Here is a 16,603-nt window from a genome sequence, read left to right on the forward strand (position 1 = left end):
ACCCGACGAACCCGGAGTTCCACGGCTCAGCGGGTCACCCAGTGGTGAGGAAGTCGACCGCAGCGATGGACACCTGGTCGAGGTCGGCGCCGGGCTCGGTGACGCTCACGACGGTGAGGGTGACGGAGCTGGTCGCCACGGCGGGAAACCGCAGTTCCTGCGGGGATGCGCTGTCGCTCGCGAGCGGGTGCGCCACCCATGACCCGTCGTCGAAGGTCCACCGCACCTCCGTGATCCGTCGTTCGCGGGCGGCCACGTCGGGGTTCGCGGCCACGTTGCTGACGAGTCGCACCCCCACCAGGTCGACGGCGTCACCGAACTGGAACGTCAGGGACTGCTCGGCACCGTTCCCCGGGCAACGCCACACGGTGGCGGAGCGTCCATCCAGCAGCACGTCGGGGGGCTCCCCGGCCTCGCAGGTGCCCTCGGCGAGCAGGGGCTTGACGGGTTTGACGGGGCCGGTCCAGGGGACGGCGGGACGGGTGGGGGCCGTGGCGGCGCCGGAGGGGTTGGGATGGATCTCCTCCGGCTCCTCGCCCAGCATCAGTGCCCTGACCCCGGCGTAACCGAGCAGGAAGGCGGCGACGGCGCACGCCACCACGAGGACGAGCGGCAGGCCGGAGGTGACGGGGATCCGGCCACGGGGCGGCGACTCGACGTGACGTTCCTCACCCGGCCGGACGTCGGAGGACTCGCTGATGGTCTGCCTGAAGTACTCATCGGGCAGACGTCTGGACATGGCGTCATGGTACAAGCCCCCGGACCGCTGGGGATGGTCGACGTCACGGCCCGCGCGCCCCGTGGCTACGATGGAGCCTCGCTGGCCGTTCGGAGGTGTGTCATGGACCCGGTGCTCGTCGGAAAGGGCCGTCGTGGGCCCATGGCCCACTGGGGGTGGCGTCATGCCTGATCCCCTCGCCATCGCCGTCCGCTGCGAGGAGGTCGACGGCGTCAACCCGCTCAACGACTCGTCACGCCTGGTCATCGCGGGGGAACGGGAGGGCGTCGTCGTCACCCGTCCCCACGGCTTCGCGATCCTGGACGACCACGACGAGACGATTCTCGTGGCGGTGGAGCCCGAGGGTCGACGTCGCGGGATCGGCTCCGCCCTCCTGCTGGACGCGCTCGACCGACGACCGGAGCACTCGGCGTGGGCCTTCGGCACCCTGCCCGCCGCCCGCGCCCTCGCCGAGCACCTCGGCCTGAGGCCGGTCCGGGAACTCCTGCACATGGGCCGGTCCCTGACCGCCGCCACGCCCGCGGCGCCCCCGGAGGGCGTCCACATCGGCACGTTCACCGACGCGGACGCCACGGCCGTTGTCGCGGTCAACCGTGCCGCGTTCAGGAACCATCCGGAGCAGGGGCGACTGGACCTCGACGGGTTCCGCGCGCTGACCCGTCAGCCCTGGTTCGATCCCGCGGGGCTCCTCACCGCCCGCATCGAGGGGCAGCTGGTGGGTTTCCACTGGACCAAGCGTCACGACGCCACCACGGGAGAGGTCTACGTGCTGGCCGTGGATCCCGCCTTCGAGGGACGCGGGATCGGCCGTGCCCTCCTCGACCACGGGCTGGCCCACCTGACGGCCGTCGGCTGCCGCACCGTCGAACTGTACGTGGAGGCCGATCAGCCGCGGGTCGTGGCCCTGTACCGCGCCTCGGGGTTCGACACCCTGTCCGTTGACACCAACTACCGTCGGGAGCCCTCATGAACGACACCCTGCCCTCGGAACGCTACCTCGACCGGGAGCTGGCGTGGCTGGACTTCAACAACCGGGTCCTCGACCTCGCCCGGGATGCGAAACGGGTCCCCCTGCTGGAGCGCGCCAAGTTCGTCGCGATCTTCTCCAACAACCTCGACGAGTTCTTCATGGTCCGCGTCGCCGGCCTGAAGCGACGGATCCAGGCGGGGGTGGCGGTCCCCACCGTCACCGGGGCGATGCCGGGCGAGCTGCTGACGCGGATCCTCAAGCGGATCAAGGAACTGGTGGCCGAGCAGTCGGAGCTCTTCCAGAACGAGATCCGCCCGGCCCTGAAGGACAACGGCATCGAGATCCTCAGGTGGGATCAGCTCACCGCGACGGAGAAGGACGAGATGCGCTCACTGTTCAGTGAACGCATCTTCCCCGTCCTCACTCCCCTGGCCGTGGACCCGTCGCACCCGTTCCCCTACATCTCCGGGCTCACGATCAACCTGGCGGTGCTGCTGCGGAACCCGAGGACGGGGGCCCGTCAGTTCGCCCGGGTGAAGGTGCCGACCAATCTGTCCCGCTTCGTCAGGCTGTCCGACGGCAGGTTCCTGCCCCTGGAGGAGGTCATCTCCCGCCATCTGGGGCAGCTGTTCTCCGGCATGGAGGTGCTGAGTCACGCCACCTTCCGGGTCACCCGGAACGAGGACATCGAGGTCGAGGAGGACGACGCCGAGAATCTCCTCTACGCGCTGGAGAAGGAGCTGCTGCGTCGCAAGGTGGGGCGCCCCCCGGTCAGGCTGGAGGTCCAGGACGACATCGACGAGGCGATGCTCGAGACCCTGGTCAGCGAGTTGGACGTCACCCCGGAGGAGGTGTTCCACCTCCCCGCGCCCCTCGACCTGACCGGGCTGTTCGCCCTCGGCGACTCCCGCCGGGAGGAACTGGAGTACCCCGGCTTCCTGCCGATCACCCACCCCGACCTGGCCGAGGTGGAGTCGGCCTCCCCCGCGGACATGTTCAAGGCGATCGGCCGCCAGGACGTGCTGGTCCAGCACCCATACGACTCGTTCGCCACCTCCGTGCAACGGTTCATCGAGCAGGCAGCCGCGGACCCGAACGTGCTCGCCATCAAGCAGACCCTCTACCGCACCTCGGGCGACTCCCCCATCGTCGACGCCCTCATCGACGCATCCCGCGCCGGCAAGCAGGTGCTGGCCGTGGTGGAGATCAAGGCCCGCTTCGACGAGCAGAACAACATCTCGTGGGCGCGCCAGCTGGAGCAGGCCGGCGTCCATGTCGTCTACGGCATGGTCGGGTTGAAGACGCACTGCAAGCTGTCGCTGGTGGTGCGGCAGGAGCCGGACGGGCTGCGTCGCTACGCACACATCGGCACCGGCAACTACCACCCGAAGACCGCACGGATGTACGAGGACATGGGGTTGCTGACCTCCAACCCGATCATCACCGACGACATCGCCCGATTGTTCAACCACCTGTCGGGGGTCACCCATCAGACGGACTACCGGCGTCTGCTCGTCGCCCCGCACGGCATCCGCTCCGGCCTGGTGCAGCGGATCGAGAAGGAGATCCGCCACCACGAGGCGGGACGACCGGCACGGATCCGCATCAAGGTGAACTCCATCGTCGACGAGGCGGTCATCGACGCGCTGTACCGAGCCTCGCTGGCAGGGATCGGGGTCGACGTGTGGGTGCGGGGCATCTGCGCGATCCGCCCCGGCGTGCCCGGGCTCAGCGAGAACATCCGGGTCCGTTCGATCCTCGGCCGCTTCCTGGAACACTCCCGCATCTTCTGGTTCGAGAACGGCGGCCGCCCGAACGTCGGGATCGGTTCCGCTGATCTGATGCACCGCAACCTGGATCGTCGCGTCGAGGCCATCGTCGGGTTGGCGAATCCGCGCCACATCACCCAGATCGACGAGCTGTTCGGGCTGGCCTTCGACGACGGCACGGTGCGTTGGGAACTCCACGACGACACCTGGACCGCGGTCACGGTGGACGCCGAGGGCCAGCCGCTGCTGGACCTGCAGGAGGAGCTGATCCGTCGCACCCGTTCGAGGCGGAGCCGATGAGCAAGAAGCGGAAGATCGTTGCGGCGGGGGGCGTGATCCTCCGGGAACGCAGCGGCACCCAGCAGGTGCTGCTCATCCATCGCGACCGTTACGACGACTGGTCGCTGCCGAAGGGCAAGGGGGAGGCCGACGAGCTGCTCCCCGAGACCGCACTGCGGGAGATCACGGAGGAGACGGGGGTCGACGCCGTGCTGGACCTGAGGTTGCCGAGTATCCGCTACGACACCTCGACGGGCCCGAAGGTGTCGCACTACTGGCGGGCCACGGTGAAGCGGCAGCGCAACCGCAAGCCGGACCACGAGGTGTCCCAGGTGAAGTGGTTCAGCATCGAGGACGCCCTGGCGAGGGTCAGTTACGAGGCGGAGCAGGACCTGATCCGCCGCGCGGTGGAGCTGCCCACGAGCAACGTCCTGCTCGTGGTGCGCCACGCCAAGGCGATGCAGCGCAAGCACTGGACGGGCAACGACCAGCGCCGCCGCCTGTCGGGGCGGGGGCGTCGCCAGGCGAAACGGTTGACCGATCTGCTGGCGGCCTTCGGGGTCGAACGCCTGGTCAGCTCGTCGTCGGAGCGGTGCGTGCAGACGCTGCTGCCCTACGCCAAGGGGGCGAAGCTGGAGGTCGAGACGGTGGATGCGCTGACCGAGGAGGCCGGTTCCAAGGATCCGAAGGCAGTGCGCAAGTACATGGCGAAGCTGCTGTCCGGGCTGGACCGCCCCACGGCTGTCTGCGGCCACCGGCCGATCCTGCCGGACATGTACGCGGGGCTCGGGATCAAGTCGGCACCGATGGTGGTGGCGGAGGTCCGCGGGCTGCACGTCGTCGGCGGGGACGTCGTCACCACGGAGACCTTCAAGCCGACGGCGTGACCCCCGGCGTCGCGGATCCCAGGGGCGGCGGCATGCCGTCGAGCCCGTGGATGGCCTGCGAGCAACGGGTGAAGGCGTGGATGACCGCGCCCCTCACGGCAGCCTCGACGCCGAGTTCACCGGCGAGGACGGGGATGCGGGCGTGGTCGCCGAAGAGCCGGGCCAGTTCATCACGCAACGGCTGGAGGAAGGCCTCACCCGCCTGGGTGAGACCGCCACCCACGACGACCACCCCGGGGTCGACCGCCATCGCGACGGTGGCGATGCCCCTGCCGAGCTGAGCCACCACCGCCTCGATCTCGGCGACGGCGGAGACGTCACCACGCTCCGCGAGCTCGAACACCTCGCGCGCCCCGGCGGCGCTTCGCCACCGCAGCTGACCCGCCGGGTCGACGAGGTCGCTGAAGGCGACCCGGCCGATGTCCCCGGCGAGGTGGTGCACCCCTCGTCGGGCCTCGCCGCCGAGAACCATGCCGACGGCCACCCGGGAGCCGACCGCGACGTGGAGCACGTCCTCGAACAGCCGTCCCGCTCCGATGTGGTGTTCCGCGAGGGCCGCCAACCGGACCCCGTTGTCCAGCGCGGCAGGGCAGCCGAGACGGGACCCGAGAATGCCCACGACGTCGATGCCCGTCCAGCCCGGCAGCACGACGGAGGCCACGACCCGGGAGGTGTCGTCGACGATGCCGGGCAGGGCGACGCCGACGGCCCTGACCCGCCCCGAGGCCGCCTCCGCCAGGCAGGCCTCGGCGGTGGCGATGACGGAGTCGACCTGGTCGGCGGGCCCGGCCTGGGCTTCCAGCCCGGGATCGGTCCGTTGGGAGATGACGAAGCCTGCGAGGTCGACCACCCGGCAGCGGACGCTGTGCACCCCGACGTCGAGGCCGAGCACCACTCCGGCGTCCGCCGCGAAGGCGAAGCGGCGGGCCGGCCGTCCCGCCCCGCCGGGCGTGCCGGGGGCATGGGTGACGAGTCCGAGGTCCTCGAGGGTGGCGAGCGCGTTCTCCACGGCGGTGCGGGAGAGTCCCAGTTCGACGGCGAGCGCGCTGGCCCCGGAGGGGCCGCCGTCGCGCAGCCTCGCACCCACTCGAATCACCGCAGCAGGGGCCGTCCTCGGGGTCTCCATGCCCCCATTATCCCACCATGGTCTTTGAACTGAGCAGATCTTTCGGTCATCAGCGACACCATTTATCCAACCTTGGTAAGGTAAATCCACTGGATCGCGAGGAAGGGATCGGGATGACAACCTTGGCAGGATTCACCGACGAGGCGGCGCTCGAGGCGGCACTGGCCACCCCCAGCGAGGCTCTGGTGGCGGATCTCCGCGGCGGAGCGGGGGATCTCGTCATTCTCGGGGCCGGGGGCAAGATGGGCCCCTCCCTCGCCCGGCTCGCGCGGGCTGGCCTCGACGCCGCGGGCCGCAGCTCGGACAGGGTCCACGCGGTCTCCCGCTTCTCCGACCCCCGGCATCGCGAGGAACTCGCCTCCCAGGGCATCGAGGTCGTGCCCTTCGACCTCATCGAGAACGACGACCTCACCCCGCTCCCCGACGCGGCCGACGTGATCCACATGGTGGGGGCGAAGTTCGGTGCCGCACAGAACCAGTCCTGGGCCTGGGAGGTCAACGCCGCCCTGCCCGGCCGCGTCGCCCGCCGCTACCGGGGTTCCCGGATCACGGCATTGTCCACGGGCAACGTCTACCCGTTCGTCGCGCCCGCCACGGGAGGGGCGACGGAGAACACCCCCGTCGGCCCGGTCGGCGAGTATGCGCAGTCCTGTCTCGGCCGGGAACGCGTGTTCCAGTTCGCCGCCAACACCTGGGGCACCCCCGTGAGCATCATCCGCCTCAACTACGCGGTCGACCTCCGTTACGGCGTGCTGGCCGACATCGCCACCCAGATCATGGCCGACCAACCGGTCCCCCTCCACACCGGGTTCGTCAACGTCGTGTGGCAGGGCTACGCCAACGAGGTGATCCTGCGCAGCCTCCGCCACGCCTCCCCCGAGGTGTTCACCCTCAACCTCACCGGACCGGAACTGCTGGAGGTGCGCCAGATCGCCACCCGGCTCGGCCAGCTGCTGGACAGGCCGGTCGGTTTCGAGGGCGAACCCGAGGCGACGGCGCTCCTCAGCGACGCCAGCCGATGCCTCGAACTGTTCGGCCCACCCCCGATCACCGCCGAACAGCTCATCGCGTGGCAGGCCGCCTGGGTCCGCAACGGGTTGCCCATGACCGCCAAACCCACCAAGTGGTCCGTGCGGGACGGGAAGTTCTGAGATGTCCCCCACCATGCCGCAGGCGGCAGCCGCAACCCTGTCCCAAGGCGCCGTCATCCCCGCCCACCCCCTGGCCCTCACCGAGGATCTACGCATCGACGAGCCCTGGCAGCGGGCCCTCAGCCGCTACTACCTCGACGCGGGAGCGGGCGGGCTCGCCGTCGGCGTCCACACCACCCAGTTCGAGATCAGGGACCCCGAACACGACCTGTACGAGCCGGTGCTGCGGCTCGCCGCCGAGGAGCTGGACGACCACGACGACCCGGGGGTCGTGCGGATCGCGGGGGTCGCCGGCCCGACCGGCCAGGCGGTGCGGGAGGCGGAGCTCGCCCACGACCTCGGCTACCACGCCGTCCTGTTGAGTCCCCGGGTCGACGGCTCCGGCCCGGCCGACCTGCTCGCCCGGGCCCGCGCCGTCGGCGAGGTGATGCCCGTGGTGGGTTTCTACCTGCAGGCCGCGATCGGTGGCCCTGTGCTGGACCGTCACTTCTGGGCCGAGTTCGCGGCCATCGACGCGGTGGTGGCGGTGAAGGCGGCACCCTTCGACCGGTATCGGACCTTGGAGCTGGTCCGTGGCGTGGCCGCCTCCGGCCGGGCCGATGACGTCGCCCTCTACACCGGCAACGACGACGCCATCGTCGCCGACCTCCTGAACGAGTACCACGTCGACGGTGAGCGATTCCGCTTCGTCGGCGGGCTGCTCGGCCAGTGGGCGGTCGGCACCCACGCCGCGGTGGGGCTGCTCGACCTCGCCCATCGAGCCGCCGACGGCGAGGCGGCCGCGGCCGTCGAACTGGGCGCCCTCGCCACCGACGTCGTCGACCTCAACCAGGCCGTCTTCGATCCCGGCAACGACTTCCGTGGGGTCATCGCCGGGGTCCACGAGTACCTCAGACAGCAGGGACTCATGCGCGGCACCCGGTGCCTGGACCCGGGCTCGACGCTGTCCCCCGGTCAGGCGGAGGAGATCCGTCGGGTCCGCCGACAGTACCCGCATCTCAGCGACGACGACTTCGTGGCCGAGCACCTCGACGAGTGGCTGCGAGGACTGTGACCCGGTCGTTCACCTGGAGTTCACCCAACCTGGTGCGATCCGTCATCTTGGCGTCCTAGATTCTGCCCGGGAGGACATCCGTCCGGCTCCGCCAGGGGCCCACTCCCCTGTGTCAGACCGGAAAGGCACGCCCATGACGATGCGTGGTACGGCAGTGCTCGGCGCATCCGCAGCCCTGCTCGTCGCCGCCTGCTCGACGACCCCAGCCTCGACCTCCGTGCCCTCCTCCCGGCCGTCCTCCTCGTTGGCCGTCGCATGCCCCGGCGGGACGCTCAAGGGCGAGGGAGCCTCCTCCCAGAAGACCGTCATGGAGGAGGTCATCAAGGGGTACACGATGCTCTGTCCCGGCTCCACCGTCGAGTACACCTCCTCTGGTTCAGGGGCGGGGATCAAGGCCTTCCACGGCGCCGCGGTCGACTGGGCCGGGTCCGACTCCGCACTGAGACTGAAGGAGAAGGACGGGGTGGTCGAGGCCGACCGGGCCCGGCAGCGCTGCGGCGGCAACGAGGCCTGGAACCTTCCCCTCGTCTTCGGGCCGATCGCCGTCGGCTACCACCTCGACGGCGTGGACCGGCTCAATCTCACCGCGGAGACCCTCGCCGGAATCTTCGACGGCGCCATCACCCGCTGGAACGCCCCGGAGATCGCCGCCAGCAACCCGGGGGTGGTGCTGCCCGACGAGAGGATCGCGGTCTTCTACCGGGCCGACGAGTCCGGGACCACGGAGAACTTCAGCAAGTATCTGGCCGAGGCCTCCGACGGCGCGTGGCCGCACGAGCCGAGCAAGGCGTGGGCCGGGGTCACCGGGGAGGGCCGCGAGAAGACCGCTGGGGTGGCCGAGGCCGTCGTCAACACCCCGAACTCCATCTCCTACATGGAGTGGGGCGGAGCGCTGGAGCGCGACATCCCCGTCGCCGCCATCAACGGGGTGGAGCTGACCGCGTCGAACGCCGGGCTCGCCATCGAGGCGGCCGAGCACCAGGGCGAGGGCCACGACCTCCGGCTGGCCGTCGACCACACCCCCGACAACGGGGGGTACGGGGCCATCATGGCCACCTATGAGGTCGTCTGCTCCGCGGGGGGCAGCAACAGCGCACTGCTGAAGGACTTCCTGGGCTACTTCGCCTCGCCGGAGGTCCAGGCGTCGCTGGAGGACCTCGGCTACGCACCGCTTCCCGACTCGCTCCAGCAGCGGGTCGCAGGAGCGGTCTCCGAGCTGGAATGACCGTCGAAGGAGCGCCATGACCAACAACACCGGCGGTGCAACCACCGCCCCGGCCCCCGAGGAACCGGACCTCGGGCACACCTCCATCGAGGGGACGAGCCGGGTGGGTGACCTGGTGTTCCGGGGCGCGGCGACGCTGTCCTCCGGCCTCATCGTCCTCGTCGTCCTCATCATCGGCGTGTTCCTGCTGTCGAACGCGTGGCAGCCCCTCATGGACAACGCCGCCAACTTCTTCACCTCCACAGAGTTCAACGCCTCCGCCACGCCGCCCCGATTCGGTGTGGCGGCGCTGCTGTGGACGACGGTGCTGTCCTCGCTGTTCGCCCTCGTCATCGCCGTCCCCGTCGCGATGGGGCTGGCTCTGCTGCTCACCCAGTTCGTGCGGGGCCGGGTCGCGACCTACGTCGCCTTCATCATCGACCTGCTCGCCGCCGTGCCGTCGGTGATCTTCGGCCTGTGGGGCATCAAGGTGTTCGGGCCCGCCGTGAAGCCCGTCGCCCAGTGGCTGGAGAACACGCTCGGCTGGATCCCGCTGTTCGGTCCCACGCAGGTCGCCTCCCCCGGCACCATCTTCACCGCGTCGCTGGTGCTGGCGATCATGATCCTGCCGATCATCACCGCCATCACCCGTGATGTCCTCGCCCAGACCCCCCGCGACCACATCGAGGCGGCCCTGGCGCTGGGCGCGACGAGGTGGGAGGTCATCCGGTTGGCCGTCCTCCCGTACGGCCGTTCCGGCGCGATCGCCGCCGCGATGCTGGGACTCGGACGGGCGCTCGGCGAGACGATCGCCGTCATGCTGATCCTGTCGAAGGTGGCTGAGTTCAAGGTGTCGGTCTTCAACGGCGGCGAGACCTTCGCCTCGATCATCGCCCGCAACGCCCCCGAGTTCGACACCCCCTACAAGGCCGGCGTCTACATCTCGGCGGGGCTGGTGCTGTTCCTGCTCACCTTCGCGGTCAACGCCATCGCCCGGGTGATCGCCGACCGTGGAAAGGCCAGGATGTCATGAGTCGTCTCAGGAATCGTCGGGGGCGCGGGGTGGAGTTGCAGTCCCCGTCGGGGATGCGGACCTTCAAGGACAAGCTCCTCACCGTCGGGGTGTGGTCGGCGGTGGTCATCGCCACCGTCCCGCTGCTGTGGATCCTCATCTCCGTCACCGTCAAGGGTGCACCGCTGCTGTTCACCGTCGGCGCGGACCACCACATCGTGTGTGTGGATCAGGACAAGGTCCGGGTTCCGACGCAGCGGTGCGGCACGGAGGAGGACGCCAGGAACGACGTCGCCCCCGCCGACGGGGAACTCCGGTGGCTGTACCCGCACGGTGGTCGGCACGTCGCAGTCGGGGAGAAGGTGAACACCTACCGGGTGCCGAGGTCGTACCCGGTCTCCTCCGATGGGCCGCTCAACGTCGTGTTCATCGAGTCGCCGGAGCGCGGGGACGTGCGGTCGTTCTCGTTGCAGTGGTGGACGTCGTCGCTGGACAACGCCACCTCGAAGGAGCCACGGGGCGGGGCGCTCCAGGCCATCTACGGCACCGTGCTGCTGGGGGTGTTGACGGCCGCGATCGCGGTGCCGATCGGCATGCTCGGCGCGATCTTCCTCGTCGAGTACGGGCGTGGGACGAGGGCGGCGCGGGTGGTGTCGTTCATGGTGGACATCCTCACGGGCGTCCCGTCGATCGTCGCGGCCCTGTTCATCTACGCCATGTTCATCACCACCTTCGGGATGAAGCGCTCCGCGATGGCGACGGTGCTGGCCCTGGCGCTGCTCATGCTGCCGATGGTGCTGCGGTCGACGGAGGAGATGCTGAAGCTGGTGCCGGATTCGCTGCGGGAGGCGTCGTACGCGCTGGGGGTGCCGAAGTGGAAGACGATCGTGCGGGTCGTGGTGCCGACGTCGTTCAACGGGATCCTCACCGGGGTGGTGTTGGGCATCGCCCGGGTCATGGGCGAGACGGCGCCGTTGCTCATCCTCATCGGCTATGCCAAGTACCTGTACCTCAATCCCTTCGGCGACTCCATGGGGGCTCTGCCCACCATGATCAACGACGGGATCTCCGCGCCAGAGGGCGATCCGGGGGGCGCCCGGGTGTGGGCCGCCGCGCTGACCCTGGTGCTCATCGTCATGGTGCTGAACCTCATCGCGAAACGTATCGCCAGCCGGAACCGGCTGAAGTAGACCCCGAAGAGACAAGGAACGACAGTGTCGAAGCGCATCGAGGTGAAGGACCTCGACATCTACTACGGGAAGTTCCACGCCGTGGACAAGGTCAATCTCGTGGTCCAACCACGCACCGTGACGGCGTTCATCGGCCCCTCCGGCTGCGGGAAGTCGACGGTGCTGCGGACGCTGAACCGCATGCACGAGGTCATCCCCGGGGCCTACTGCACCGGGCAGGTGCTGCTCGACGGCACCGATCTGTACGCGCCGGGGGTAGACCCGGTGGCGGTGCGCCGGATCGTCGGGATGGTGTTCCAGCGTCCGAACCCGTTCCCGTCGATGTCGATCTACGACAACGTCGCCGCCGGGCTGCGTCTGAACGGCGAGAAGAACAAGAAGGTGCTCGACGAGGCCGTGGAGACCGCCCTCAGGGGGGCGAACCTGTGGAAGGAGGTGAAGGACCGTCTCGACAAGGCCGGGGTGGGGCTCTCCGGCGGACAGCAGCAGCGGCTGTGCATCGCCAGGGCGATCGCGGTGAAGCCGGAGGTGTTGCTCATGGATGAGCCGTGCTCGGCGCTGGACCCGATCTCGACGCTCGCGGTCGAGGACCTCATCCACGAGCTGAAGGAGCACTACACGGTGGTGATCGTCACCCACAACATGCAGCAGGCGGCCCGGGTCTCCGATGAGACGGCCTTCTTCAACCTGCGGGCCCAGGGCGAGCCGGGCCAGCTCGTCGAGGTCGGCCCCACGGAGAAGATCTTCCACAACCCGCAGCAGAAGGCGACGGAGGACTACATCACGGGCCGCTTCGGCTGACGGCGAGGTCCAGGACCACCCGTTCGGGCCCCTCCCCCGCTCCGGGGGCAGGCGAACGAGCCTGCCGGAGAGGCCCGGCCGACCAGCCTGCAAGGACACCGCGCCGAGACCTCTCGACCCCGCTCGCAGGGTGGGCACGAACCGCCGCCCTGCTTTGCTTAAAACGTTTCAATCGGGCTCTCACGGAGGCAGAACGGCGGTTCGTGTTCGCTGTGGGCGACGGGTCGAGTGCAGGCGGTCCAGGCATGACTCACGGGGCTCGACGCTGTTCCGTCGCCCGGCAACGGGCTCAGCCTCCACGGCCCGCCTAACCAAAAGGTGGACGCGACGTTCCGGCCCGGGAACCTTCGGAGCCACGTCCCTGCCGGCCCTGCCTGTTTGAATGGGGTCCTGGTTCGGAGAGGAGCGGTCATGCAGCTGGTGGGGTCGGTGTTCACGTGTGAGGTCCCGGACGACTGGCGGGAGGTCAGGCAGCCGGGATGCGTGATCGCTGCGGCTCCTCGGGCCGAGGCGGGGTTCACGGCGAACGTGGTGCTGCGGGAGTCCTGCATCCAGCAGCGTCCCGACGCGTTGGCCTCGGTGAGCCAGGCCACCCTGCGCGGTGTGAGGGGGACCGAGGCGGGGACCACGGTCTTCCACGTCGAGGCGCTCACCCACCTCGGGGCGGAGCATCGGCGCTTGTGGATGCTGACCCCGGTGGCACCGGAGGCCGCGCAGGGGCACACGCTCTCCCTGCTCACGATCCAGGACCTGGTGGTCGTTCAGGGATTCGTGGCCGAGTTGACCCTGACCATGCTCTTCGCCGAGTGGCGGCTTCATCATCCGTACCAGGCCATCCTCGACACCCTCCACCCCATGCCGGTGGCCGAGCACGTCACCCCGCCCACCACGGCGGACGTTCCGCCTGCGGTTCTGGACCAGTGGGCCACGGCCCGTGACGGGGCTCCCCGCGAGGACCTGTCGGTGGTCCAGCCCCCTCCCCTCGTCCTCTCGGCCGCGCCCTTCACGCTCGGCGGGGAGGCAGCCGACGCCTTCGTCACGAGTGCACAGCGACGTTCATTCGCCCCGTTCACGGGGCAGGCGCGGCAGGATCTGCTCGCCACGGGCCTGGTCGCCGAGGACGGCCTGCTCACCTCGGCCGGTTTCTGGTACGCCGACCATGTCCTCAGTGGTGAGGGCTGGACCATCACCGTGGTCGGTTCCACCTCACGGAAGTTCCAGTTCTGGGTGACGGATTCCTCGACCCTGTTCGTCGCCCCTCATCCGGAGCAACCCGAGCAGCGGCTCCTCGGGTACTGCCACTCCAACGACCTGTTCCGTATCCTGCTGGGTTGGGTGCACGCCACCCCGGCCTGGCCCATGAACGTCACCATGACGCTGACACGGGCCGAACTGGAGACGAAGGTGGAGCGTGATGTCACTCCCCCCGGCCACCACGACCCCGACACAACCGAGTTCCTCCGCCAGCCCTGGCGGTATCTGTCCCTCACCGCCTCCGACGGGGAGGCACACCTCAACTGGATTCACACCCCCATGCGAGGCCAGGCCCTGAACTGGGCCACCCCGACCCCGGGCGCCCCCCTGCCCATCCGACAGGACCCGGATCAGCCGTTCTGGCTCCGTCTCACAGCAACGATCGCCGAAGGAGGCCATCCCCGATGACCCACTACAACGTCGACGCACCGGCCTGCGAGTCGGTCTTCGTGAAGACGGAAGGGGAGAAAGCTGAGGCAGCTGCCACACACTCTTCCATCTCCACGGACATTATTGACACGTTGGGGGCGCTGTGCCTCGGTGAGGCCTCGATTCTTGCCTCGGCTCTCAACGCCGTGTACAACCGGGTTCTGTCGCCGGGGATGACCGGGGCGGAGCTGCAGGTCACCAACGCCACGGCCGGGGGGGCGGGCAGCCGTTGCAGCCATCCAGGCCGCCGACTACGAGATGGCGGACCGGACCGAACGGGAAGCCCATGCAGTCGATGAGTTCCGGGTCACGGATGGGAAAATCGTATGATCATCAACACCGATGTCCTGAAGAATTGGCCGGATGTCGCCTCCCTCTTCGATGCCGCTGCATCACTCACTGACCACGGCGCGGAGTTCGCGGAACGGATCGACACTGCCCACCTTCGCTGGCAGGGCCTGACAACGTGTTACCAGAGCCCCCACCAGGACCTGCTGTACTCCGCACTGGACTCTGCGCAGACAGCTGGCAACCAGGTCTCGGATGGGTGTTTGAGCGCGGGCACCGCGATGACCCTGTTCAGCGACACGCTCGCCACCCTCAAGGTCGAACGTGACTCCCTGCTGCGGGAGGTCGACGCCCACCAGCAGAAGGCAGAGCCCACGGATCCCGACGAACTCGCGGCTCACAACAAGGAAGCCGTGATGCTGCAGGGACGGGTGAAAAACTCGGGAGATCAATACCGCGAGGCCATCGAGAACTGTCGGGACCAATTGCGGGCCATCGGCAACGACGGCCTGCCTGACATGGGACACCCCGCTTGGGTCTCCGTCGGGGAGGACACCCTGCTCACCGCCATGGCCGCTCTCAGCGCGGCGGGGGACGCCGCACGATGGGACATCGCCCGCACCACCACTCGGTTCGTGATCCATGCGTTCGGGAAGGACCGCGTGAGGCTTCCGGTGTGGGTCAGCCACAAATACGAGTTCTCCTTCGACTGGGGCCCTGGCCGCAACGAGGGCAGCTTCCTCTCCCGGTTCGCCGAACTGGTCAAGCAGCCCTTCCGCGGCCCGGAAATCGGGCATTTCGGCCCGCCGACCGTCGTCAAACCAGGGCCCACGGGCGAGGGAATTCGCTTCGGACTGGAGAGAAGTACGCAGCTACGACACACCGCATCCATCGTGGGCCACGTCGCGGGCAAGGGGCTCTTCGTCGCCGGGACCATCTTCACCGCCGTCGAGGAGTACGGCAAGACCGACAAGAGACTCCGCGAGCAGAGGCCAGAACTCACCGAGAGCGAGCGAAAAGCCGAGGTCGCCCAAGTCGGAACCCTCAGAGCCGGAACTCAAGTCCTCTCCTCCATCGCTGCCGGAGCAGCCGCAGGAGCCGCCATCGGTGGACCAATCGGCTTTATCGCAAGCATTGGTGTCGGGGTGGCATTGAACGTCCCGGTAGCCAACGGAAAAAGCGCTGCAGAACTAGTGGCAGATGTCGTCGAAGGGGTTTTCAATTTCGCGAGAGGACTCTTCGGATGACCCCCTTGGAAACCATATCAGCCATCCCCAGAACCACCGGGTCAGCGATCGTAATGATCCTGATTGCCGCCTTGGGAATCTTCTGCATTCGAACAGGAAGGATGATCCTCAGAGAGCCCGCCCCACGCTTCGTCATAAGATACCGAGGCTGGAGCAGCGTTCTCTTGTCTCTGCCATACGCAGGAGCTTTCCTCCTCCTTGCTGCAATCATCAGCCTTCAGCCCCCACTACCCAAGCCTATCTTGATCCTGGAAAGCGCTGCTTTCCTACTGTGCTGGCTCATTAGTATGCTGAGCGTCTTCATCTGGTTCCCCAGACTCCTGCTTCCCCGCTGGTACCGACGAGCCGTGAAGGCCGGAGTCCCACGCCACGATCCGATGGCCATGGGCGCCTTCAAGGCCCTCCCGATCAGCGAACAGCGCCAGTTGGTGAACCTCACCACCCGAGCCGAACATCAACCCCCACCCATCCCCACGACCCCACCCACCACACAGATACCCTTCACCGACGCCACCACGGCCACGACCTCCCTGCCCACCCTGCCTGGCCTCTCGGCCGGAATCACCGCAGGTCTGGACAAGGAACAACCATGAACCTCCACAAGGCCTTGGACAGCACAACCGCAGTCAAGGCGTCATTGACGCCCTTTTCCCGCTGGTCGAGCCGGACCACGCGCGCCAGCGCGCAGTCCGTGTCAAGACCTCTGGCACACGGCGCTGGAACTCAACTTGAGATGACAACGGGGGGACGGACTGACGGCAGCGGCAGGAGCACACTGGATGACCACTCTTGACCTTGCCACAGCTTTCGCCCCCGTGACCCTGACCGTCGCCGCCCTCGTGCTCCTTCTTGGAGGAATCGCTGCGGCCCGTCTCGGATGGAAAGCTCACACGGAGCCAATCCCTCACTTCGTGGCACAGTACCGCGGCTTCTCCTGCCCCCTGCTGTCACTCTTCTACGGCGGATTGAGTATTTTGTGCCTGGTCATCTTTCCTGTACATCTGATACTCCCCGATTGGGTCGGTGGGATCATCAGTTTGATCCACTTACCCTCGCTCGTCATCTTCTTCCTCGGTTACCTCATCTGGTTCCCCAGGCTTCTGCTTCCCCGGTGGTACCGACGAGCCGTGAAGGCCGGTGTCCCACGCCACGACCCCCTCGCCATGGGCGCCTTCAAGGCCCTCCCGATCAGCGAACAGCGCC

General features: G+C 68.3%; 15 protein-coding genes. 13 read left to right on the top strand and 2 right to left on the bottom strand.

What is annotated here, in order from left to right; translation table 11 throughout:
• Positions 1-34: 34 nt before the first annotated feature.
• Positions 35-739, bottom strand: coding sequence for an NADase-type glycan-binding domain-containing protein (locus EII35_RS11950; protein ID WP_125228699.1), 705 nt, complete (start codon positions 737-739; stop codon positions 35-37).
• A gap of 163 nt (positions 740-902) precedes the next feature.
• Here EII35_RS11950 and mshD point away from each other — a divergent pair, with 163 nt between their 5' ends.
• Genes mshD through EII35_RS11965 form a run of 3 tightly spaced genes read left to right on the top strand, consistent with a single transcriptional unit; the run spans position 903 to position 4,644 of the window.
• Positions 903-1,709 (top strand): mycothiol synthase, encoded by an 807-nt coding sequence (gene mshD, locus EII35_RS11955; protein WP_185744307.1) that lies wholly within the window; start codon positions 903-905, stop codon positions 1,707-1,709.
• Positions 1,706-3,778 carry an RNA degradosome polyphosphate kinase gene (locus EII35_RS11960; protein WP_125228701.1) on the top strand — a complete coding sequence of 691 codons (2,073 nt, stop codon included), beginning with the start codon at positions 1,706-1,708 and terminating at the stop codon, positions 3,776-3,778. Before mshD ends, EII35_RS11960 begins: the two co-directional genes overlap by 4 nt.
• On the top strand, positions 3,775-4,644 hold the full coding sequence (locus tag EII35_RS11965; RefSeq protein WP_125228702.1) for an NUDIX hydrolase: 870 nt from the start codon (positions 3,775-3,777) through the stop codon (positions 4,642-4,644). Before EII35_RS11960 ends, EII35_RS11965 begins: the two co-directional genes overlap by 4 nt.
• On the opposite strand, the gene EII35_RS11970 is transcribed toward EII35_RS11965, so the two are convergent.
• Positions 4,628-5,770 (bottom strand): ROK family transcriptional regulator, encoded by a 1,143-nt coding sequence (locus EII35_RS11970; protein ID WP_125228703.1) that lies wholly within the window; start codon positions 5,768-5,770, stop codon positions 4,628-4,630. The genes EII35_RS11965 and EII35_RS11970 overlap by 17 nt on opposite strands.
• A gap of 113 nt (positions 5,771-5,883) precedes the next feature.
• On the opposite strand from EII35_RS11970, the gene EII35_RS11975 reads away from it, so the two are divergent.
• The 10 genes from EII35_RS11975 to EII35_RS12025 form a co-directional block, all read left to right on the top strand.
• Positions 5,884-6,921, top strand: coding sequence for an NAD-dependent epimerase/dehydratase family protein (locus tag EII35_RS11975; protein WP_125228704.1), 1,038 nt, complete (start codon positions 5,884-5,886; stop codon positions 6,919-6,921).
• Position 6,922: 1 nt separating this feature from the next.
• Positions 6,923-7,975, top strand: coding sequence for a dihydrodipicolinate synthase family protein (locus EII35_RS11980; RefSeq protein ID WP_125228705.1), 1,053 nt, complete (start codon positions 6,923-6,925; stop codon positions 7,973-7,975).
• Positions 7,976-8,108: 133 nt separating this feature from the next.
• Positions 8,109-9,200: a phosphate ABC transporter substrate-binding protein PstS gene (gene pstS, locus EII35_RS11985; RefSeq protein WP_125228706.1), complete on the top strand. Its 1,092-nt coding sequence runs from the start codon at positions 8,109-8,111 to the stop codon at positions 9,198-9,200.
• 16 nt (positions 9,201-9,216) lie between these two features.
• Positions 9,217-10,212, top strand: coding sequence for a phosphate ABC transporter permease subunit PstC (gene pstC, locus EII35_RS11990; RefSeq protein WP_125228707.1), 996 nt, complete (start codon positions 9,217-9,219; stop codon positions 10,210-10,212).
• The gene (pstA, locus tag EII35_RS11995) at positions 10,209-11,381 is read left to right on the top strand and encodes a phosphate ABC transporter permease PstA (RefSeq protein WP_260465115.1); all 1,173 of its coding nucleotides are present in this window, start codon (positions 10,209-10,211) and stop codon (positions 11,379-11,381) included. Before pstC ends, pstA begins: the two co-directional genes overlap by 4 nt.
• 24 nt (positions 11,382-11,405) lie before the next feature.
• Entirely contained in the window at positions 11,406-12,182 is a 777-nt protein-coding gene (gene pstB / locus EII35_RS12000; RefSeq protein WP_125228708.1) for a phosphate ABC transporter ATP-binding protein PstB, read from the top strand.
• A 411-nt stretch (positions 12,183-12,593) separates the two neighbouring features.
• Positions 12,594-13,844, top strand: a complete 1,251-nt coding sequence (locus EII35_RS12005) for a hypothetical protein (protein ID WP_125228709.1) — start codon at positions 12,594-12,596, stop codon at positions 13,842-13,844.
• A 347-nt stretch (positions 13,845-14,191) separates the two neighbouring features.
• Positions 14,192-15,400 carry a hypothetical protein gene (locus tag EII35_RS12015; RefSeq protein ID WP_125228710.1) on the top strand — a complete coding sequence of 403 codons (1,209 nt, stop codon included), beginning with the start codon at positions 14,192-14,194 and terminating at the stop codon, positions 15,398-15,400.
• A gap of 287 nt (positions 15,401-15,687) precedes the next feature.
• Positions 15,688-15,993: a hypothetical protein gene (locus tag EII35_RS12020; protein ID WP_125228711.1), complete on the top strand. Its 306-nt coding sequence runs from the start codon at positions 15,688-15,690 to the stop codon at positions 15,991-15,993.
• Between the two features lie 186 nt (positions 15,994-16,179).
• Positions 16,180-16,603: hypothetical protein (locus tag EII35_RS12025; protein WP_148098943.1), on the top strand; the 424-nt coding region annotated here is incomplete at its 3' end.

Source organism: Arachnia propionica (assembly GCF_003932785.1).
Classification (GTDB): domain Bacteria; phylum Actinomycetota; class Actinomycetes; order Propionibacteriales; family Propionibacteriaceae; genus Arachnia; species Arachnia propionica_B.